The 20,187-nt window shown below is 48.6% G+C and carries 18 protein-coding genes; 16 read left to right on the top strand and 2 right to left on the bottom strand.

The features are described 5' to 3' along the window. The first annotated feature begins 70 nt into the window (after positions 1 to 70). The 13 genes from bshA to nth all read left to right on the top strand — a co-directional run bounded on the left by bshA (position 71) and on the right by nth (position 13,021). The gene (gene bshA / locus U719_RS09900) at positions 71 to 1,213 is read left to right on the top strand and encodes an N-acetyl-alpha-D-glucosaminyl L-malate synthase BshA (RefSeq protein ID WP_023468626.1); all 1,143 of its coding nucleotides are present in this window, start codon (positions 71 to 73) and stop codon (positions 1,211 to 1,213) included. Next, positions 1,200 to 2,333 carry a CCA tRNA nucleotidyltransferase gene (locus tag U719_RS09895; protein WP_023468625.1) on the top strand — a complete coding sequence of 378 codons (1,134 nt, stop codon included), beginning with the start codon at positions 1,200 to 1,202 and terminating at the stop codon, positions 2,331 to 2,333. Before bshA ends, U719_RS09895 begins: the two co-directional genes overlap by 14 nt. Then, positions 2,303 to 3,274, top strand: coding sequence for a biotin--[acetyl-CoA-carboxylase] ligase (locus U719_RS09890; protein ID WP_023468624.1), 972 nt, complete (start codon positions 2,303 to 2,305; stop codon positions 3,272 to 3,274). Before U719_RS09895 ends, U719_RS09890 begins: the two co-directional genes overlap by 31 nt. Positions 3,275 to 3,522: 248 nt before the next feature. Beyond that, positions 3,523 to 4,362, top strand: a complete 840-nt coding sequence (gene panB, locus U719_RS09885) for a 3-methyl-2-oxobutanoate hydroxymethyltransferase (RefSeq protein WP_023468623.1) — start codon at positions 3,523 to 3,525, stop codon at positions 4,360 to 4,362. Beyond that, entirely contained in the window at positions 4,359 to 5,189 is an 831-nt protein-coding gene (gene panC, locus U719_RS09880) for a pantoate--beta-alanine ligase (protein WP_023468622.1), read from the top strand. Before panB ends, panC begins: the two co-directional genes overlap by 4 nt. 2 nt (positions 5,190 to 5,191) lie before the next feature. Beyond that, positions 5,192 to 5,575: an aspartate 1-decarboxylase gene (gene panD, locus U719_RS09875; RefSeq protein WP_029341994.1), complete on the top strand. Its 384-nt coding sequence runs from the start codon at positions 5,192 to 5,194 to the stop codon at positions 5,573 to 5,575. A gap of 105 nt (positions 5,576 to 5,680) precedes the next feature. Beyond that, positions 5,681 to 8,494 (top strand): ATP-dependent DNA helicase DinG, encoded by a 2,814-nt coding sequence (dinG, locus tag U719_RS09870; protein ID WP_041255512.1) that lies wholly within the window; start codon positions 5,681 to 5,683, stop codon positions 8,492 to 8,494. Between the two features lie 62 nt (positions 8,495 to 8,556). Continuing rightward, entirely contained in the window at positions 8,557 to 8,727 is a 171-nt protein-coding gene (locus U719_RS16650) for a YpmA family protein (protein ID WP_012370646.1), read from the top strand. Then, the gene (locus U719_RS09865; RefSeq protein ID WP_023468619.1) at positions 8,724 to 9,191 is read left to right on the top strand and encodes a hypothetical protein; all 468 of its coding nucleotides are present in this window, start codon (positions 8,724 to 8,726) and stop codon (positions 9,189 to 9,191) included. The genes U719_RS16650 and U719_RS09865 overlap by 4 nt, the downstream gene beginning before the upstream one ends. A gap of 14 nt (positions 9,192 to 9,205) precedes the next feature. Then, complete coding sequence (locus tag U719_RS09860) at positions 9,206 to 10,387, top strand: pyridoxal phosphate-dependent aminotransferase (protein ID WP_023468618.1); 1,182 nt, start codon at positions 9,206 to 9,208, stop codon at positions 10,385 to 10,387. Positions 10,388 to 10,416: 29 nt separating this feature from the next. Then, positions 10,417 to 11,706 (top strand): asparagine--tRNA ligase, encoded by a 1,290-nt coding sequence (gene asnS / locus U719_RS09855; protein WP_174316766.1) that lies wholly within the window; start codon positions 10,417 to 10,419, stop codon positions 11,704 to 11,706. Positions 11,707 to 11,781: 75 nt separating this feature from the next. Continuing rightward, positions 11,782 to 12,360 (top strand): DnaD domain-containing protein, encoded by a 579-nt coding sequence (locus U719_RS09850; RefSeq protein ID WP_023468616.1) that lies wholly within the window; start codon positions 11,782 to 11,784, stop codon positions 12,358 to 12,360. Positions 12,361 to 12,364: 4 nt separating this feature from the next. Beyond that, positions 12,365 to 13,021, top strand: coding sequence for an endonuclease III (gene nth / locus U719_RS09845; protein WP_023468615.1), 657 nt, complete (start codon positions 12,365 to 12,367; stop codon positions 13,019 to 13,021). A 39-nt stretch (positions 13,022 to 13,060) separates the two neighbouring features. On the opposite strand, the gene U719_RS09840 is transcribed toward nth, so the two are convergent. Beyond that, positions 13,061 to 13,975 (bottom strand): DUF3800 domain-containing protein, encoded by a 915-nt coding sequence (locus tag U719_RS09840; protein ID WP_023468614.1) that lies wholly within the window; start codon positions 13,973 to 13,975, stop codon positions 13,061 to 13,063. A 175-nt stretch (positions 13,976 to 14,150) separates the two neighbouring features. After that, complete coding sequence (locus tag U719_RS09835; RefSeq protein ID WP_023468613.1) at positions 14,151 to 14,453, bottom strand: DUF1798 family protein; 303 nt, start codon at positions 14,451 to 14,453, stop codon at positions 14,151 to 14,153. A gap of 74 nt (positions 14,454 to 14,527) precedes the next feature. Between U719_RS09835 and recU the strand changes: the two genes are divergently transcribed. The 3 genes from recU to U719_RS09820 all read left to right on the top strand — a co-directional run bounded on the left by recU (position 14,528) and on the right by U719_RS09820 (position 20,179). Further along, entirely contained in the window at positions 14,528 to 15,154 is a 627-nt protein-coding gene (recU, locus tag U719_RS09830; protein ID WP_035396916.1) for a Holliday junction resolvase RecU, read from the top strand. A 20-nt stretch (positions 15,155 to 15,174) separates the two neighbouring features. After that, positions 15,175 to 17,811 (top strand): PBP1A family penicillin-binding protein, encoded by a 2,637-nt coding sequence (locus U719_RS09825; RefSeq protein WP_023468611.1) that lies wholly within the window; start codon positions 15,175 to 15,177, stop codon positions 17,809 to 17,811. 103 nt (positions 17,812 to 17,914) lie between these two features. Next, entirely contained in the window at positions 17,915 to 20,179 is a 2,265-nt protein-coding gene (locus U719_RS09820) for a DEAD/DEAH box helicase (RefSeq protein WP_023468610.1), read from the top strand. Positions 20,180 to 20,187: the final 8 nt, after the last annotated feature.

Here is a 20,187-nt window from a genome sequence, read left to right as displayed (position 1 = left end):
TATGGTCATTCCGATTGATATTGCTTAGAATAGAGACGAATAGAAGTCATAAAGAGAGTGTGGTTTTATTATGAAAAAAGCAATTGGGATTCTTTGTTATCCATCCGTCGGCGGGAGTGGGGTCGTCGCGACGGAGCTTGGTATGAAATTAGCGGATCGTGGACATGATGTCCACTTCATTACATCGAGCATGCCGTTTCGCTTGACGGAATATCGGCCAAACATCACGGTCCATTTGGTTGAAGTCAACCAGTATTCCGTTTTTAAATATCCACCATACGACATTACGTTAGCGTCAAAAGTGGCAGAAATCATTGATTTATTCGATCTTGATGTCATCCATGCCCATTACGCCGTTCCGCACGCGGTCTGTGCAGATCTCGGGCGAAACATGGCAAAGAAAAAAGGTGTCGCCGTCGTGACGACGTTACACGGAACGGACATCACCGTCATCGGGCAAGATTTAGAGATGCAACCGGCAATCCGGTACGGCATCGAACGATCAGACGCGGTCACGGCCGTCTCCGAGAGTCTAGCGATTGAGACGAATGCGACGCTCAACGCACACTACGACATCGATGTCATTGCGAACTCGATTGATGAGAGTGTCTATTATCCGATGCGGGATGAACGCTTGAAGCGGCATTACGGCATCGAAGCGGACGAAGTCGTCGTCATTCACATCTCGAACTTCCGACCGGTCAAACGAATCGATGATACGCTTGCGGCGTTCGCCATTGCAGCGAAAGACCGGAAGATGCGTCTGTTGCTCGTCGGGGATGGTCCAGAGATGGGACAAACGAGACGTCGCGCAAAGGAACTCGGCATTTATGACAAAGTGATCTTTGCCGGTAAACAGGAACACGTCGCGCAATTGCTCGCCATTAGTGATATTCATGTCCTGTTGTCTGAAAAAGAAGCGTTCGGGCTCGTCGTTCTTGAGGCGATGGCAATTGGCGTCCCGAGTGTCGTCTCGACAGCAGGTGGCTTACCGGAAGTCATACAAGACGGCGTAACCGGATATATCGTTCCGACCTACGATGTCAAAATGGCTGCGGCACGAATCGGTGAACTCGCGGATGATCCGATGTTACGGGAACGGATGGCAGAAGAGGGCATTCGCGATACGCGTCGTCGTTTTGATTCGAATGAGATTGTTCGTCGTTATGAACAAGTCTATGAACGGGTGTGTGCGCGTCATGAACTTGCTTGAAGGCGCACATCATATCATTCAGACGATCGAGGAGGCCGGTGGTGAAGCGTATATCGTCGGTGGTGCCGTTCGTGATATGTTGCTCGACCGGACACCAGGAGACTATGATTTAGCGAGCTCGATGTTACCGGAACAGATCATCGATTTATTCCCTGTTGTCATTCCGACAGGACTCGAGCATGGAACCGTGACGGTCGTTCTCAACCACGTGCCGTACGAGATCACGACGTTTCGCTCAGAAGCAACGTACAGCGATCGCCGGCGACCGGACGAGGTGACGCTTGGCGTTAGTTTGGAAGAGGATTTGACCCGGCGTGACTTTACGATCAACGCGATGGCACTCAGACCATCAGGTCGTGTCGATCTGTTTGGAGGAGCGCGTGACATCGAAGAGCGGATCATCCGGACGGTCGGCGAACCAGCCGAACGTTTTAATGAAGATGCACTTCGAATGATGCGGGCGTTCCGCTTCATGAGCCAACTGGATTTCTCGCTTGACGAAGCAACTGAACAAGCAATCGTTAAACTCGCTCCGCATCTAGCGGCCGTTGCGATTGAGCGGATCGCGATCGAGTTCGAGAAGCTCTTACTTGGTCCTGGAAAACAGCGGGCGTTACAGGCGATGCTCCGGATAGGAATCGAACGCTACCTTCCCGGCATGACTTCAGAAATCGTCAAAGGACTCGCGCAGCAGTCGTTTCAGGGTGTTTCAAAGGATGCCGTCTGGACACTCGTACTCGATGCCGGTCTCGCGAAAGATCAATTGACGCGCTGGAAACGATCGAAACATCAAGTGCAGCTCGCAACGCGTTTAATACCTCTGTTACACCGACCGTTACAAGACTGGGATCGTTATCGATTGTCGGACGAGGAACTGATGATCCTTCGGGAAATGACCGGAACGGATTATCCAGAGCGATCAGACTTACCGATTCGCAGTCGTAAAGAGCTCGCTGTCGACGGAAAAGACATGATCCGCCTCGGTCTTCAAAAACAACAGATCAAAGAAGCACTTTTGCATTTGGAATACAGTGTCGTCACGCGCGCTTGCCTAAACGACCGCGTGACATTATTGAAGGAGGTAGAGCGATGGCGCACTCAGTCCGAGAACAAATCTTGATCGCACTTCGTCAGCGAACGTGGTACTCCGGACAGGAATTAGCAGAGACACTAAATATTTCACGTACCGCTATTTGGAAACATATGCAAACCTTGAAGGAAGAAGGATACCAGATCATCTCGAATAAAAAACAAGGCTATCAATTAGTCGATGAAGGCGATTTGCTGACACCGATTGCGATTGAACAATGGTTAACGACAGCGCGCCTTGGTCGCCACATCCTTCATTTCGAAGAACTGGACACGACGCAGCGGATTGCACATGAGCAAGCGCAACAGCAAGCGCAGGAAGGAACACTCGTCGTATGCGATCACCAGACGAATGGACGCGGACAGCTAGGGAGAACGTGGCATGAGGCGAAAAATGAGGGCATCGCGATGAGTCTACTCGTCCGACCAGATGTACCGATGCACCAAGCAGGTCAATTAACGCTCGTAGCAGGTATTGCACTTGCCCAGTCTCTCCGGACATTCGATGTTCCGGTTACGATTAAATGGCCGAACGATATCTTAATCAACGGTCGTAAGGTGGCAGGCATTTTGACGGAAATGCAGACCGAGGCGGACCGAATCAGTTCAGTCATCATTGGCATCGGCATCAATGTGCATCACGAGCAGTTTCCGGAAGGGATCAAAGACCGTGCTACCTCGCTCGTCCGAGAATCAGGAAGAACTTTCCGACGTGCGGAGGTCGTCGCGACGTTTTTGAATCGATTTGAACGACTATACACACAGTGGCTCGAGCTAGGGTTCGGATCTTTCGTCTCCGAGTGGGAAACACTCGCAGATCGCTTACATGAACGAGTGACGCTACGGACACGTCAGATGACCGCTTCCGGAACATTGCTCGGTATTGACGAGACGGGCACGATTCGGATTGAGACGGAAACGGGGGAAACCCGTTTCCATTCGGCAGAGCTGATTTACTGGGAAAAAGAATAAAGGTTTGAATCAGACGGTTTGCAGAGAGCTTTTCCCGTCATGTATAATAAAGCCACGGATGGTATCCGCTTGCCGGAACCATACCGAATTGACAGGTGCCAGTTTTAGCTGTTTCAACTGCCTTGATCTTAACGGACAGGGACAGAAGGACGATATTCAATTATTCCGCCTTCTTTTCCGCATGCATTTATTTTGGAGAAGAAGGCGTTTTCCTTTTGTCCTCCCTACACACGTAAGGAGAGAACACGATGCACACAATGGGTCCAATACTCAAAAAACAACAAGCTGGAGAGAAGCTCGTCATGTTGACGGCGTATGATTATCCTTCAGCAAAACTATCGGAGGCAGCAGGAGTTGATATGTTGCTCGTTGGCGATTCCCTCGGAAACGTCATCCTCGGCTATGACTCAACGATTGCCGTCACGGTCGATGACATGGTTCATCATGCGCGTGCGGTACGCCGCGGCGCACCACAGACGTTCATGATCGTCGATATGCCGTTCGCAAGCTATCACGGTTCATTTGATCGCACGCTTGAATCAGCGGCGCGTATCTTTCAAGAGTCGCAGGCAGATGCCTTGAAGCTGGAAGGGGCAGGGGAGATCTTAAAGACGATTCGTCGTTTGACGGACGCTGGGATGCCTTGCGTCGCGCATCTCGGATTAACACCACAATCCGTTGGTGTCCTTGAAGGATTCAAAGTCCAAGGGAAATCATTAGAAGCAGCCGAACAACTGATTGCAGACAGTTTGGAAGCAGAGCGTGCCGGAGCGAAGATGCTCGTCCTCGAATGTGTGCCGCATCCGCTCGCGAAACGCATTCAAGAGCTCCTCTCGATTCCGGTCATCGGCATCGGTGCCGGTGCAGACGTCGCCGGTCAAGTACTTGTCTATCATGACATCTTGACGTATGGTGTCGGTCGTTTACCGAAGTTCGTCAAAGCGTACACGGACTGGAATACTTCAGGAACGGAAGCAATCGCTGCTTACGTCAAAGACGTCAAAGCCGGTGCTTTCCCTGAACTAGCACACTCGTTCCAGATGGACGAAGAACTGATTGGTGCGCTTTATGGAGGGACTAAGGAATGAAGATCATTCAGGACGTCCAGACGTTACGCGAATGTTTAGCGGGAGCCGGTTCAATCGGTTTTGTACCGACGATGGGATTCTTGCATGAAGGGCATGCCTCCTTGCTCAAACAAGCACGACAAGAGAATGATGTCGTCGTCTTGAGTATTTTCGTCAACCCGACACAATTCGGACCAAACGAAGATTTGGATCGTTATCCACGAGACGCGGAACGCGATCAGAAAATCGCGGAGGCAGAAGGGGTCGATTATCTGTTCTATCCGACGAACGAGACGATGTATCCGCTGGATATGGCCCGTGTTACGGTCCGCTCCGGTGATGATGTCTTATGCGGCGCATCACGACCAGGACATTTTGATGGTGTGTTGACGGTCGTCAGCAAACTATTGAACGTCGTCCGTCCAACCCGTGCTTATTTCGGCTTAAAGGACGCACAACAGCTCGCATTGATTGAAGCGTATGTCGCTGATTACTTCGTTCCGGTTGAGATCGTCCGTTGCCCGATCATTCGCGAAGCGGATGGTCTAGCAAAATCGTCACGCAATGTCTATCTTTCGGAAACGGAGCGGGCGCAAGCACCAGGAATTCAGCAGGCGTTGCAACAAGCGAAACAAGCACTCGATCAAGGGGTGCCTGTTGAAACGGTTCTCGAGCGGACGCGCGAAGCACTTCGATTCGAAGGGACGACAATCGATTACGTCGAAGCCGTCGACTACCCGTCACTAAGACCCGTCACTGAACAAACGACTACGATTCTCTTAGCAGTCGCCGTGCAGTTTGCATCGGCACGCTTGATCGATAATTTACTATATACGAGAGGAGCATGACGATGTTACGCACATTCATGCACGCTAAACTACACAAGGCCCGGGTCACCGAGGCGAACTTACACTATGTTGGTTCGATTACGATCGATGAGGATTTACTCGATGCTGTCGGGATTCTTGAAAATGAAAAAGTCCAAGTGACGAACAATCAGAACGGTGCACGGATTGAAACGTATGCGATTAAAGGTGCTCGTGGTTCAGGTGTCATCTGTTTGAACGGTGCGGCAGCACGCCATTTCCAAGTCGGGGATGAGGTCATCATCATGGCGTACGCGCAACTATCGACGGAAGAAATCGCGACACATGTTCCAAAAGTGGCTGTTCTAAATGAACAGAACGACATCAAACAAATGTTGTCTCAAGAAATCGCCCACACGATCTTATGAAATTTTAGAGACCCGATCATGTCAGCGGGTCTCTTTTTTTGTTAAGATGAAGAATGAAATGCCATCCGGTCATGGAGAGGATGGATAAAAGGTGGAGGATCAGTGTTGAAGAAAAAGTACGTCGTAGTCGACCTGGAAACGACAGGTCATTCCATAAAGGCTGGCGATGAGATGATTGAGATCGGCATGGCGGTCATTGAAGATGGACAGTTGACAGAACAATTGTCTGCCTTCGTGCGTCCGACCCAACCGATTCCTCCATTCATTTCCCAGTTGACGGGCATCACGGATGAGGATGTCAAAGAGGCCGAGACATTCGATGTCATCGCACCGCGTGTCTTATCATTGCTCGACGGTGGTGTCTTCGTCGCACATAATGTGCAGTTCGATTTAAACTTCTTAAACGATGCGTTAGAAGAGGAAGGATACTTGCCGTACACAGGTCCTGTCATCGATACGGTCGAACTCGCACGAATCTTACTTCCGACAGCAGAAAGCCACGCGCTGTCGCATCTGTCAGAGTCATTACAACTTGCCCATCAAGAGGCGCACCGGGCAGGGAGTGACGCTTCGGCGACGGCTGAATTGTTGCTTGAACTACTCAAACGACTACATACGTTGCCGCTTGAGACATTGAAGCACTTAAGACGTTTATCACCACGCCTGTTCAGTGCCATCGAAGAGGAAATCGACCATGCGATTCGTTTAGTCGGCATCGAGGAGGATTCACAGTTTGATCGTTTCCGTAAAATCGCTTTGAAAAAGCGCCAGACGATAGAGCGGTTGGCACATCCGCCCGTTCTTGAACCGTTCGGACCATTCGTTGATGAATTGAACACCGTTACGTTCCCTCGTCTATTCGAAGGATATGAAGAGCGACGTGGGCAGCTCGAGATGATGCGTCATGTCTATCAATCGCTCGATCAAGAAACACCGTTACTCGTCGAAGCGGGAACAGGAACAGGAAAATCGCTCGGTTATCTTGTTCCGGCAGCGCATTACGCACTTGAACATGAAGTCCCGATTGTCGTCAGTACGCACACGATTCAATTGCAGGAGCAACTATTCGCGCGTGATTTACCGCTCTTGCGTCAACTGTTCGATGCGCCGGTCCAGATTGCATTGCTTAAGGGACGGAGTAACTATATTGATTTACGGAAATTCGAATTTTTCTTGAATGATCAAGAGGATGCTTACAACTTCACGCTCGCAAAAGCAATTCTACTCGTCTGGTTGACGGAGACGGAAACGGGAGATTTAGAAGAAGTCAGCTTACCAGGCGGTGCAGCGCAAGGCAATATCGGGATCAAACAGTTGATCCAGTCTGATAGCCAATCGCAACTCGGGCGGTTTGACCCGTGGTACAGCCGGGACTTCTTCCAACATGCGATTCGCCAAGCAAAGGATGCAACGATCATCGTCACGAACCATGCCTTGTTGTTTAGTGATCTGCAGTTCGAAGCCGGGGTCTTACCGAAAGGAAGTCCGTTGATTCTTGACGAGGCACATCAAATCGAAGAGGTCGCGAGCCATCATTTTGGTCTCGTCTTTGATGGACATACGTTTGATCGTCTGTTCCGACAACTCGGGTATTCGTCCGATAAAAAATTATTACACCGCTTGCTCGATCTGTCGGAAGAATGGGACATCGCCGAGATGGTCGAAGCCCATAGTGAGACGGTCGATGAGGCACTGACGACGTTGCTCGAAGAGGCAGACGGTCTATTGATGATTATTCAAGCATACGGGCTCGAACTGGCTTCCCGCAAAGCACGACGGGAAGGAATGGTCAGCATTCGCTTCAAGCGACTCGACCGTTCGATGCGTGCCGTCCAGGAAAGTGCCAAGCGGGTTGAATTGGTGTTGCGGCGTTTGCGTCAAGCAATCCGGGCGATTCATAAACTATTCCATGAACACCGGGAGCAGATGAGTTATCGCGAACGTTCACTCGTCGCAGATTTAAAAGCGATCACGTCACAAATCGAAGAAGCGGAGCTCGCCATCTTCGAGACGATGCTTGCCCCGCACGATGAGACGGTATCTTGGATCGAGACGTCTGTTAAGAACCGGAAACTAACACGGGTCTACACACAACCAATCGACATTTCAGAGCGACTGCGACGCGATGTCTTTTCGAAACGGACGTGTATCCTGACGTCTGCGACGCTGACTGTCTCGAACAAGTTCCAGTTCATTGAGAACCGTTTAGGGCTCGATGCGTTCGAGACACGTCGTTTCGTCGTTCCGTCGCCGTTCGGATATGCCGATAACGTGCGATTGATGATTCCGACGGATCTCCCGCTCCTACAGGATGTACCATTGCCGGAATTCGCAGAGACGATTGCGGAAGCCATCTTACAAATCGCAGAGGTGACGGAAGGACGGATGCTCGTCTTGTTTACCTCAAATGACTTGCTAAGACTGACGCATGAAGCGACGAAACCGCTGTTACCTGAACGGTTTACGTTACTCTCGCAAGGGGTCACGCAAGGTTCACGGCAACGACTGATGAAACAGTTCAAGCAACTCGACGCCTGTATCTTGTTCGGGACGGCTAGCTTTTGGGAAGGGGTCGATATCCCAGGAGATGATCTCAGTTGTCTCGTCATCGTCCGACTACCGTTCGCGCCACCGGATCAACCGATCGTCCAGGCACGCTCGGAACGGATCGAAAAACTCGGGAAATCATCATTTTTCGAATACAGCTTACCGCAAGCGATCATTCGCTTTAAGCAAGGCTTTGGTCGCTTGATCCGGACGACGAACGACCGAGGTGTCGTCTTCGTACTTGATCGCCGGATTGAGACGACGCGTTATGGAAAACGGTTCGTCACGAGTCTGCCGAAAGTGCCTGTTTTATCAAAACCGCTTGATGAACTGACGGCAGAACTAGAATTGTTCTTGAATGATGGCGATTAAGTCTATTCAGATAAACCCTATCGCATTATAATAGATAGAGAAAAATGAGGGAGGACATACAGATGGATTCAAAAATTGAAACACTTGCGACCGTCAAAGTGAACCGCCATGACGATACGTATAAAATCGTCGACTTGTTGAATCGGACACTGAAAACGGAAGATTTAATGTTCGGTCTTGCTCTCGATGAAAAAGACAAGGAGCAGATGGTCTTTACCATCTACCGCACATGAAGTGGAAAATCACGCTTGGTCTGCTAAGTGCACTCATCCTTTTGACTGTACTTGGCACCGCCGTTTATCAGGTGACGATCGCTGAGGCAAAAGACCGGGAACAGAGCGTCGCCGAACAAGCAGAGGCGCGTCTGAAAAAAGAACTCAAACCAACGGACGTCCGGTTCGAATCAGTCTTTAACGGGAAACGTCAATATGTCGTTTTTACGATGAAGCAGAATGGACAGGCGGTACGGGCGTTCGTTCCGAAAAAAGGAACGATTGAGACACGACCAGTTGCTGATGGTATTGCCATCAAAACGGTCATCGCGGATCATCCGGAACTAGGAGACATCGTGTCTGCTAAGTACGGCTTTGAGGATCGTGCCGTCATCGAGATCGTTTCAAAGACGACGACAGGCTATGATTATTCGTATTACACGTATCAAGAAGGTTCTTTCATCAAGCGATTACGAATCAAGTAAAGGGAGTGGGCGACATGTTATCGAAACGCGTACGACAATTGACACCATCTACGACGCTAGCCATCACAGCGAAAGCCAAGGCACTACGTGAAGAAGGTCAAGACATCATCGGTTTAGGTGCGGGAGAGCCCGACTTCAATACACCGGAATTCATCATCCAAGCAGCATTCGAGGCAGCAGAAGCGGGCGATACGAAGTATACGCCGTCTGGCGGAACGGTTGCCTTAAAGGATGCGATCATCGAAAAGACACGCCGTGACTTATGGATGCCATACGAACGCTCAGAAGTCATGGTCGCTTCAGGCGCAAAGCATGCACTATCAACGTTGTTCCAAGCGATTCTCGATCCAGGCGATGAAGTCATCGTCCCAGCACCATACTGGGTCAGTTATCCAGAGCAAATTAAACTCAGTGACGGCATACCGGTCATTTTAGAAACGGACGAATCGTCTCGCTTCAAAGTGACACGGGAATTGCTCGAGCAACACATTACCCCAAAAACGAAAGCACTCGTCTTGAACTCACCATCGAATCCGACAGGAATGGTCTATTCGAAAGAAGAGCTCGAGATGGTAGCAGATGTTGCGATCAAGCACGATCTACTCGTCATCAGTGACGAGATTTATGAAAAGTTGCTCTATAACGGTGCGACACATATTTCGATCGCGTCCTTGCCAGAGATGCGCGAACGGACGGTCATCATCAATGGTGTCTCGAAGTCCCATGCGATGACAGGCTGGCGGATCGGGTATGCAATCGGACCGAAAGAGATCATCTCAGCGATGACGAACTTAGCGAGCCATTCGACGTCGAACCCGACATCGATTGCGCAAGCAGCATCGGTTGCTGCGTATGCAGAAGGCGATGCACCGGTCGAAGCGATGCGTGTCATCTTTGAGGAACGACTTGAGAAAATCTATGCACGACTCATTGAAATCAAAGGATTGACGTGTCTGAAGCCAGAAGGGGCTTTCTACTTGTTCCCACATGCAAAGCAAGCTGCCGAGATGTGTGGATTCGATAATGTCGATGACTGGTGTACAGCTGTTTTATCTGAAGCGAAGGTCGCCTTGATTCCAGGTTCAGGATTTGGTGCACCGGACTATGTCCGCCTATCTTACGCGACGGATCCGGCACGTGTCCTAGAGGCACTCGACCGGATTGAAGGATTCATCACGGCACATACGGCCGTTTAATAGAGAGAGGATGTTGACTGTTGAAAGCAATGATTCGGGATGTAAACAAATATGTAGGAGAAGAAGTGACGATCGGGTGTTGGTTAGCAAACAAACGCTCAAGCGGTAAGATCGCCTTCCTCCAACTTCGGGATGGCTCTGGATTCATGCAGGGTGTCGTCGTCAAAGAAACAGTCGGCGAAGACTTATTCAAACAAGCAAAAGGCTTAACGCAGGAATCATCACTATGGGTGACAGGTGTCATCAAATCAGATGGCGGTCGGACAGCGATTGGTCATGAAATGGAAATTTCAAAAATCGAAGTCATCCATGAAGCAATCGATTATCCGATCACACCAAAAGCACACGGAACGGACTTCTTAATGGATAACCGTCACCTCTGGTTGCGTTCAAAGCGCCAGCATGCGGTCATGGTCGTTCGAAACGAATTGATTCGTGCAACGTACGAATTCTTTAACCAAGAAGGATTCATTAAAGTGGATCCGCCAATCTTGACAGGTAGCGCACCAGAAGGAACAACAGAATTGTTCCATACGAAATATTTCGATGAAGATGCGTATCTTTCACAATCGGGTCAGCTTTACATGGAAGCGGCAGCAATGGCACTTGGAAAGGTCTTCTCGTTCGGTCCAACGTTCCGTGCTGAAAAATCAAAAACACGTCGTCACTTGATCGAATTCTGGATGATGGAGCCTGAGATGGCATTCCACGATCACGAGATGAACCTCGAAGTCCAAGAAAACTATGTTTCGCACCTTGTGCAATCAGCACTGAAAAACTGTCGTGCAGAACTTGAGTTGCTTGGACGTGACTTGACGGTCCTTGAAAACATTAAAGCACCGTTCCCGCGCGTCAAGTACACGGAAGCAATCGATATGCTCAAGGAGCAAGGATTCGATGATATCGAATTCGGCGATGACTTTGGTGCACCACACGAGACAGCAATCGCAAACAGCTTCGCACGTCCTGTCTTCATCACGCATTGGCCAAAAGCAATCAAACCGTTCTACATGAAAGAAGATCCGGAAAACCCAGACTTCGTCTTGTGTGATGATTTGATTGCCCCTGAAGGATACGGGGAAATCGTCGGTGGTTCACAACGTGAAGAAGATCACGAAAAACTCCTCGCTGAGATGAAGAAACATGGTCTTGACGAGACAGGTGCTTATAAATGGTATCTCGAAACACGCCAATACGGTTCTGTTCCACACAGTGGCTTCGGTCTTGGTTTAGAGCGGACAGTCGCTTGGATCACAGGTGTCGAGCACGTTCGGGAAACAATTCCGTTCCCACGTTTGCTAAACCGCCTCTATCCATAAGCAGTAAGGAAAAACATCGACCCATCGTCTCGACGGGTCGATTTCTTGTTTAGACTAGAGAATCGAGGAAATACGATGAATCATAATTTAGTGCAATTATTCGAGGAAGGGACGGTCGTCTTACCGAAACGATTGTTCACCGAGGCAAAACGGTTAGGCATCAGTTTTGTCGAGTTCACATTGATTGGTCAACTGTTTGCTTGCCGGGCAGAAGGTATGGAGATGCCGTCACCGGAAGAGTTAAGTAATCGACTTGGACTATCCGAGACGGAAACAATCGAGACGACACTCGGTTTATTACAAAAAGGATTATTGGCAATGGAGAACGTCAATGGGTCTGAACGTTATTCGCTTGTTCCGCTTTACGAAAAGCTGATGGCACCACCGGAACAGGAAGCACCGAACTTTGATACGATCAACCCGTCCGTCTTCCAACAATTCGAACGGGAACTCGGGATGATGTCACCGTTTCAGATGGAGCAGATCATTCAGTGGTTGACGATCGAGAACATTTCGGAAGAGCTAGTGCTTGCCGCACTTCGAGAAGCAGTCTATCATAATGTCCGCAAAATGACCTATATCAATCAAATTCTGCGGACATGGGAACGTGAAGGGATCAAGACGCTTGAGGATCTCGCAGGGCGGGGAGGTTAAGGAGATGTTACGAAAGGCAGAAATCGATCGGATTGAAGCAACGTTAGAAGAGATGTTTCCGGATGCATTTTGTGAGTTGATTCATCGCAACCCGTTTGAGCTGGTCGTAGCGGTTGCACTCAGTGCACAAGCGACCGACGTACTTGTCAATCAGGTGACGCCTGGGTTGTTCGCAGCGTATCCGGATCCTGCTTCGCTTGCTGCGGCACCCGTTGAGGAAATCGAGGATAAAATCAAACGACTGGGATTGTACCGAAATAAAGCCAAAAACATCAAAGCGCTTGCGGCACAACTCCTTGCGCAACACGACGGAGAAGTCCCGACGGAACGCGCCGGGCTCGAAGCCTTACCTGGCGTTGGACGCAAGACGGCGAACGTCGTCTTGTCTGTCGCTTTCGATGTACCGGCATTTGCGGTTGATACGCATGTCGAACGTGTTTCGAAGCGCCTCGGGATCTGTCGCTGGAAGGATAATGTCACGCAGGTTGAAGCGACACTGATGCGTCGCTTCAAACGGGAGCGTTGGTCAAAGCTTCATCACCAATTCATCTTCTTTGGACGTTATCACTGCAAGGCACAACGTCCGAACTGTGAAGCGTGCCCGTTACTCGACATGTGTCGAGAGGGGAAAAAGCGGACAAAAGGACTAGCTACACCATAAAAAAAGTGGATCCGATACCGGATCCACTTTTTTTGCATATCATCCATTCCAAGGAGTATCGGACCATTCACGACGCTTTTTCGTGATCGGTACTTTTTTGAATCCCCAGTTTCGGAAATCTTGGTCCGGACTATCACGGCGAATGTAAATCTTATCTTTGATGGCTTTAAAAATCCGGTTTTCGTCCCCATAATGGACAAACCGGGGTTTTACCTCGATGACACCACGACGAACGCGAGATAAAGGTAAGCAGACCAAGTCGGCAATCTCAAGACCAGATTGGTAGAGGTCGCTGTCTTTTTCAGCAAAGATGAAGCCTTTGATTTTTTGACGACTTTTTTCGACGTCGAGATGGACCGTTCCCGAATTGAAGATATCGAAGAACGCCTTTTGAATGAGCAAGTTTTGATAATCATCACGGCTTTCAAGAACAACACGCGCACTCGTTGCTTCTGTCTCATCGAGGAAGGAATAAAACGACTTCATCAAATGAGCGAAGGCAACGACATACGGATCCTTCGGTGTCGAGAAGAAGTCTTGTAGCTTCTGTTTATCGACTTCGACGCTGACGATCGTACAATCAATATCAACTAAAAATTCCGGCAAGGCGATCCAGAAATGTCGTAACATATCGATCGTGATGCCATCTTCTTTACCGTACGGATGCTCCGCTTTTAAAATCTCCTTCAAATGAAGCGGAATATGTGGATCTTCAAAAACTTTTGCCTTAAAATCCATCAAACGTTGACGAAGCGGACTTGGTTCACCGGTCTCATCCGAATCGATGGCATATTTATATTCCATCAAGACACCCGTTAAGTTGAATTGTGTATTCCCTTTCGGTGTCCCAGTTTCATCGACGAACATGATGTATTTCTTCGGGGCAGGGGTTGAATTCTTAGGAAATCCTTTGACGTCAACGCCTTTGACGTTCGATTGTACCCGTTTGTTCAAATGAATCTCCTCCAATTGCACAATAATTACACAGTCTTTTCGAAAGAAATGCTCTTGATGCCACTTTACACGCTAGGCGGCTGAAAAGCTATAGCCTGATAAGTGAAACCGTAGAAACATTCTCTCGTATGATTAGGTGTTCGACTTAAGGAAGATAATTCCTGTTTTTTAATCGTTATTCTTCACCATTCATCAAGCGATCGATATAACGAACGGATTTAATCGTTTCATTGAAGCGTTTCAGACTCGTTTTTGGCTGAAATGCTTGAACGGAAATTTGCTTTAGTTGATCCACGGCGCTTTCGACCATGCTAGGTCGTAAGTAAGGACTATCCTGGGCATTCGTTTGCCACTGTGCAATCAGTTGATCCGCTCGTTCAACGAACGGTACGACGTCACGATTGAAGTCATATTCGGTTCCGGCACGTCCTTCTTGATAAATACGTTCAATCTCTTGTAATAACGGTTCAATTGTCATTGGTTTTTAACTACTCCTCTCGGCCGATACGGTACAATCACATATCATGGTACAATAAACGCGATAGGAGGGGAATCGTTTTGAATTACCCGAACGGGAAAAAATTTCAAAAGCCACTCGAGTCGCATGGAACCCGAATCAAGAAGGCGCGATCAACCGATTCGACCTTTTCGAATCGAGGGATGACGCTCGAAAAATTATTGAATGAAAGTAATACGTTTTACCTGACCCATAATCGGGCAATCATTCACAAGAAACCCACTCCGTTACAAATCGTCCAAGTCGATTATCCAAAACGGTCGGCAGCGGTCGTCAAGGAAGCCTATTTCAAGCAACCGTCGACGACGGACTATAACGGTGTTTATCGCGGAAAATATATTGATTTCGAAGCGAAGGAGACGACGAATAAAACATCCTTCCCGATAAAAAATTTTCACCCCCATCAAATCGCACACATGCGCCAATGTGTCGAACATGGAGGAATTTGTTTTGTCATCATTCGTTTCAGTCTGTATAATGTGCAATATGTGCTTTCAGTCGAGCACGTGTTCCCCTGGTGGGATCAGCTAGAAAGCGGACGAAAATCTATTCCGCTGACGGTCATTGAACGAGACGGTATCAAAGTCGAGACTGGCGCGTACCCTGCCATCGATTATTTAAAGGCAGTGGACGAACTATATTTCAATTCAGACACTTTTTGATTGAAGGAGAAGGATAGCATATGGAAAGAAGTCGTGTCGCACGTCGTGAAGAGACGAAGTCATCTGAGAAAAAGATGAAACGGACGAAACGTCCCCAAAAGAAAAAGTCAGGTGGAGGTTCCGGTGGGAAAGGTCCACTTTGGAAAAAGTTATTACTGATTGCTACCGGTCTATTCATCTTAATGATGCTGATTGGTGGCGGTTTTGCAGCATATGCCGTAGCTACTGCTCCTGAGCTGGATGAAGCAGAATTACGTGATGCTTTGCCGCTAAAAATTTACGCAAGTAATAAGAAGGAAATTACGAAAGGTGGAACGAGTCGGGAATACGTCTCGATTGATGAAGTCCCTGAAGTCGTCAAGGACGCATTCATTTCGATTGAGGACCGTCGTTTCTATCAGCACAATGGAATCGATTTCCGTCGTCTTGGCGGAGCCATCATCGCGAACGTGACGGACGGATTTGGTTCTGAAGGGGCTTCGACAATCACGCAACAGGTCGTCAAACAGTCGTTCCTGACTTTTGATAAGACGATTACACGGAAAGTCCAAGAGCAATGGCTCGCGATTCGTTTAGAACAGGACTATACAAAAGATCAAATTTTAGAGATGTACTTGAACAAAAACTACTATGGTCAAAATTCATTTGGCATCCAAACCGCTTCAAAAGCATACTTCAATAAGCCTGTAAATAAATTGAATTATGCGGAAGCCGCGATGCTCGCAGGACTCCCACAGCGTCCGACGGCATACGATCCAATTAAAGGAGATCCGAAGTTAACGAAATGGCGTCAGACGCAAGTACTCAATGCGATGCAGACGACAGGCGTCATTACAGAAGCACAACGAGATAAAGCAGTGAAGCAGCCAATCTCAAAATTGATCAATCCGGCACCGAAGTCAACAAAGGATGAATCTTACGATAGTGTCATCTTCGATATGGTATCAAAAGAGTTAGAAGATGATTTTGGCTTGGAAGGAAAAGACATCTATGGTCAAGGTTTAAAAATCTATACATCGATCGATAAACCGATGCACGATTATATGAACGAAGCCATCAAAAAAGACCAAATCGTTAAAATGCCTGAATATGCAGAGACAGCTGCTTCGGCAGTGAATACACAAACGGGTGAGATTTTAGCTGTCGTAGACGGAAAAAATCCGGGTAAGGGAACAGCGAGACGAAACTACGCAAATGAACCGCACCAACCGGGATCGTCCGCAAAACCATTCTTCGCGTATGGTCCAGCGATCGAGAACGATAAATGGTCGACTGCGAAGCAATTGACGGATAAACCAACAGAAGTCAATGGAAAAGAGATTGGTAACTATTATGATGGATACCGTGGTACGAATACGATACGCCACTGGTTAAAAATTTCAGCGAACACACCGGCCATCCAAACGTATCAAGAAATCGGTGGTGACCCAGTTCAAGCATTCGCTGAAAAATCAGGTTTGAAATTAGAAGACGATGAGTCGATTTCACCAGCTTATGCGATTGGTGGGATGAAACATGGTTTCAATACGACTCAAATGGCTGGGGCTTATGCGACACTCGGAAACGGTGGCGATTATATCAAACCGCATCTGATCAAATCGATTGAATACAGTGATGGATCAAAAATCAAATCACCAGTCAAATCGAAAAAAGCAATGGAAGACTACACGGCGTATATGTTGACGGACATGTTGCGTGATGTCTTGAAACCAGGCGGTACGTTCCCAAGCGCTGGATTATCGTTTGACGCAGCTGGAAAAACTGGGACGACGAATGCTTACAAAGATGTCTGGTTTGCTGGATACACATCAGACGTTTCAATCAGTGTATGGACAGGAACTACGAAGTCCGGCAATAACAATGGTGCAGGGCTCAGTGGTCCGTATAACAGTACGATGGCGCAACAAATCTGGAAAGATTTCATCACGAAGACACGTGATCGTACGCCGGCACCATTTGAACAACCTAGTTCTGTCCTCAGTATCGGAAACGAATTGTACGTGAAAGGGACGAAGGAACCTGTCGTTGAAAAAAAGACGGTACCCGCTCCGACTGGATTACAAGCATCTTACGATGAAGACACAAAGAGCGGTGAACTGACTTGGAACTATAATGATGCTGCGCTTCGTGCCAATGGGTATGACGATGTCTCGTTTGAAGTGACAATGACGGATGCTGATGGTCAATCATCGACAGTCGGAACGAGCTCGACGAATCGAATTGCGATCAGTGGATTGAAGCCAGGTCGCTCGACATTCCAAGTCGTCGCGAAGGCTTCCGGAGAAAAATCAGGTCCGGTTTCGACGACAGTAACGGTCACGGATCCTGAAGCAGAAGAACCGACAACGGACGAACCGACAACGGACGAACCGACAACGGACGAACCGACGACGGACGAACCGACGACGGACGAACCGACGACGGATGAACCGACGACGGATGAACCGACGACGGATGAGCCGACGACGGATGAACCATCAACGGACGAGCCGACGACGGACGAACCGACGACGGATGAACCATCAACGGACGAGCCGACGACGGATGAACCGTCATCGAATGATGGGGCGAATGCTCAAAATAACTCAAATGTACCAGCGGAACGAAACAACAATCCGAACAATCCGAATAACAGTGGAGACGACTCTGAAGATTAATAAAGGAGCGTCACTTGTAAAGTAGACAAGACCAAAGACGAGTAGTTCGTTCTTTGGTCTTGCCTCTTTTTTTGTATAATGAGAAGTGGAAGGAAGTGAAGGCATGCAAGCGAAACAAACGCTCGTTGCATTTCTCGAAGAATTGAAACAGGACCGCTCGTTCATGGAGCGGATTACGTATATGAAAACGATGGAAGCGACAGCTGGGCGTTATGTCGATTTTCCAGAACGACTCCCGGAGCGTTTACGACAAGCCCTTCGCACACGTGGGATCACACAATTGTATCGTCACCAAGGGTTAGCGTTTGAACGTGTACAAGCGGGAGAATCGACGGTCATCGTCACACCGACTGCCTCCGGAAAGACCTATTGTTTTAACTTACCGGTCTTATCGCACCTGCTCGAGCATCCGAACGCGCGGGCATTATATCTCTATCCGACAAAGGCCCTCGCACAGGATCAAAATAGTGAATTACTTGAACTGATCGATCAATTAGAGGCGCCGATCCGATGTTTTACCTATGACGGAGATACGTCACCGACGATTCGAACAAAAGTACGAAAAGCTGGTAATATCGTCATCACGAATCCGGATATGCTACATTCCGGCATCCTACCACACCATACGAAATGGATCGAACTGTTCGAGAACTTGAAGTATATCGTCATCGATGAGCTTCACACCTATCGTGGCGTGTTTGGTAGTCATGTCGCCAATGTCATTCGTCGCTTACGACGGATTTGTCGGTATTATGGTAGTGATCCCGTCTTCATCATGACGAGTGCGACGATTGCCAATCCCAAGGAACTGGCAGAACGTCTGACGGAAAAAACAGTCGGTTTGATTGATGACAACGGTGCGCCAACAGGACGTAAACATTTTCTTGTCTATCAACCACCGATCGTCAACGCACAACTCGGCATTCGACGTTCTGCGACGCTTGAGACGAAACAACTGGCGATGCGTTTCATCAAGAAAAAGTTCCAAACGATCGTCTTTGCACGGTCACGCGTTCGCGTTGAAGTCTTACTGACGTATCTAAGAAGCATCTATCCGCATGAGCTCGGTCCGAGATCGATCGAAGGGTACCGGGGCGGTTATTTGCCGAGTGAGCGTCGCGATATCGAACGACGGTTACGTCAAGGAGAGATCACCGGTATCGTCTCGACGAACGCTCTCGAACTTGGTGTCGACATCGGTCAACTGCAAGTCTGTATCATGAATGGTTATCCGGGAACAATTGCTTCGCTTTGGCAACAAGCAGGACGAGCGGGGCGCCGTCAAGATGATGCGTTAATCATTCTTGTCGCTTCTTCCGGTATGCTCGATCAATATGTCGCAGAACGACCAGAGTTATTCTTGAATCAATCCCCGGAAGCAGCCCGACTCGATCCAGATAATCTGATCATTGCCGTCGATCACGTCAAATGTGCAGCGTTTGAACTGCCTTTTACGAAAGGAGAATCATTTGGAACGCTCGAGACGGAAGATATCCTCGAATACTTAGTCGAAGAGCGTGTCCTGCACGAACGGGGCGATCGATTTTATTGGATGAACGATGCGTTTCCGGCTCATGGAATATCACTTCGGTCGAGTGATCAAGAGAACGTCATCATCGTCGATCAGACCGAGGTACCGAATCGAGTCATCGGTGAAATGGATACGTTTAGTGCGATGACATTGTTACATGACGAGGCCATTTATCTTCACGGAGCTGATCAATACCAAGTTGAGCATTTGGATTTCGAAGAGAAAAAAGCATTCGTCCGTGCAGTAGACGTTGATTATTATACGGATGCTAATTTTTCAGTCGACCTTTCCGTTCTCGAAGAAGATGAACAGTATGCAGAGGGAGAATACAGTGTTGCGCGTGGAGATGTCAGTGTTCGGGGGATGGCGACGATGTTCAAGAAGATTAAGTTCGGTACGCATGAGAACATCGGCTCTGGTCCGATTCACTTACCGGAACGAGAAATTCATACGACAGGTGTCTGGTTCACGTTACCCGATCACGCACGCTCTTCGACAGAGCTCGAACAAGTGCTAGAAGGAGTCGCGAATAGTCTCAGACGTGTCGCACCGCTTTATTTGATGTGTGATGCCAGTGATGTCTTCGTCGTGCCACAAGTCAAGGCGACACACACGCAACAGCCAACTGTTTATCTATATGATCGTTACCCTGGAGGTGTCGGTCTCGCGGAGTCGATATATAAGCAACGTGGTGTCATGTTGCGTGCCGCCCGTGATTCGATCGTCACATGTCCTTGTCAGGACGGTTGTCCAGCTTGTATCGGTATGGTTGGCGTAGCTGACGAAAAAGAACGAACGATTCAGTTGTTGGCAGAAATGGAGAAGGAATTATCATGAAAAATCGT

It is taken from the genome of Exiguobacterium sp. MH3 (assembly GCF_000496635.1).
GTDB classification, from domain to species: Bacteria; Bacillota; Bacilli; order Exiguobacteriales; family Exiguobacteriaceae; genus Exiguobacterium_A; species Exiguobacterium_A indicum.
The sequence above is the reverse complement of the archived record's forward strand: the minus strand, read 5'-3'. Positions and strand labels throughout refer to the sequence as shown.

Coding starts and splice junctions, on each gene's coding strand:
- bshA (WP_023468626.1), top strand. CDS start 71: ATGAAAAAAGCAATTGGGATTCTTTGTTATCCATCCGTCGGCGGGAGT.
- U719_RS09895 (WP_023468625.1), top strand. CDS start 1,200: ATGAACTTGCTTGAAGGCGCACATCATATCATTCAGACGATCGAGGAG.
- U719_RS09890 (WP_023468624.1), top strand. CDS start 2,303: ATGGCGCACTCAGTCCGAGAACAAATCTTGATCGCACTTCGTCAGCGA.
- panB (WP_023468623.1), top strand. CDS start 3,523: ATGCACACAATGGGTCCAATACTCAAAAAACAACAAGCTGGAGAGAAG.
- panC (WP_023468622.1), top strand. CDS start 4,359: ATGAAGATCATTCAGGACGTCCAGACGTTACGCGAATGTTTAGCGGGA.
- panD (WP_029341994.1), top strand. CDS start 5,192: ATGTTACGCACATTCATGCACGCTAAACTACACAAGGCCCGGGTCACC.
- U719_RS16650 (WP_012370646.1), top strand. CDS start 8,557: ATGGATTCAAAAATTGAAACACTTGCGACCGTCAAAGTGAACCGCCAT.
- U719_RS09865 (WP_023468619.1), top strand. CDS start 8,724: ATGAAGTGGAAAATCACGCTTGGTCTGCTAAGTGCACTCATCCTTTTG.
- U719_RS09860 (WP_023468618.1), top strand. CDS start 9,206: ATGTTATCGAAACGCGTACGACAATTGACACCATCTACGACGCTAGCC.
- asnS (WP_174316766.1), top strand. CDS start 10,417: ATGATTCGGGATGTAAACAAATATGTAGGAGAAGAAGTGACGATCGGG.
- U719_RS09850 (WP_023468616.1), top strand. CDS start 11,782: ATGAATCATAATTTAGTGCAATTATTCGAGGAAGGGACGGTCGTCTTA.
- nth (WP_023468615.1), top strand. CDS start 12,365: ATGTTACGAAAGGCAGAAATCGATCGGATTGAAGCAACGTTAGAAGAG.
- U719_RS09835 (WP_023468613.1), bottom strand. CDS start 14,453: ATGACAATTGAACCGTTATTACAAGAGATTGAACGTATTTATCAAGAA.
- U719_RS09825 (WP_023468611.1), top strand. CDS start 15,175: ATGGAAAGAAGTCGTGTCGCACGTCGTGAAGAGACGAAGTCATCTGAG.
- U719_RS09820 (WP_023468610.1), top strand. CDS start 17,915: ATGCAAGCGAAACAAACGCTCGTTGCATTTCTCGAAGAATTGAAACAG.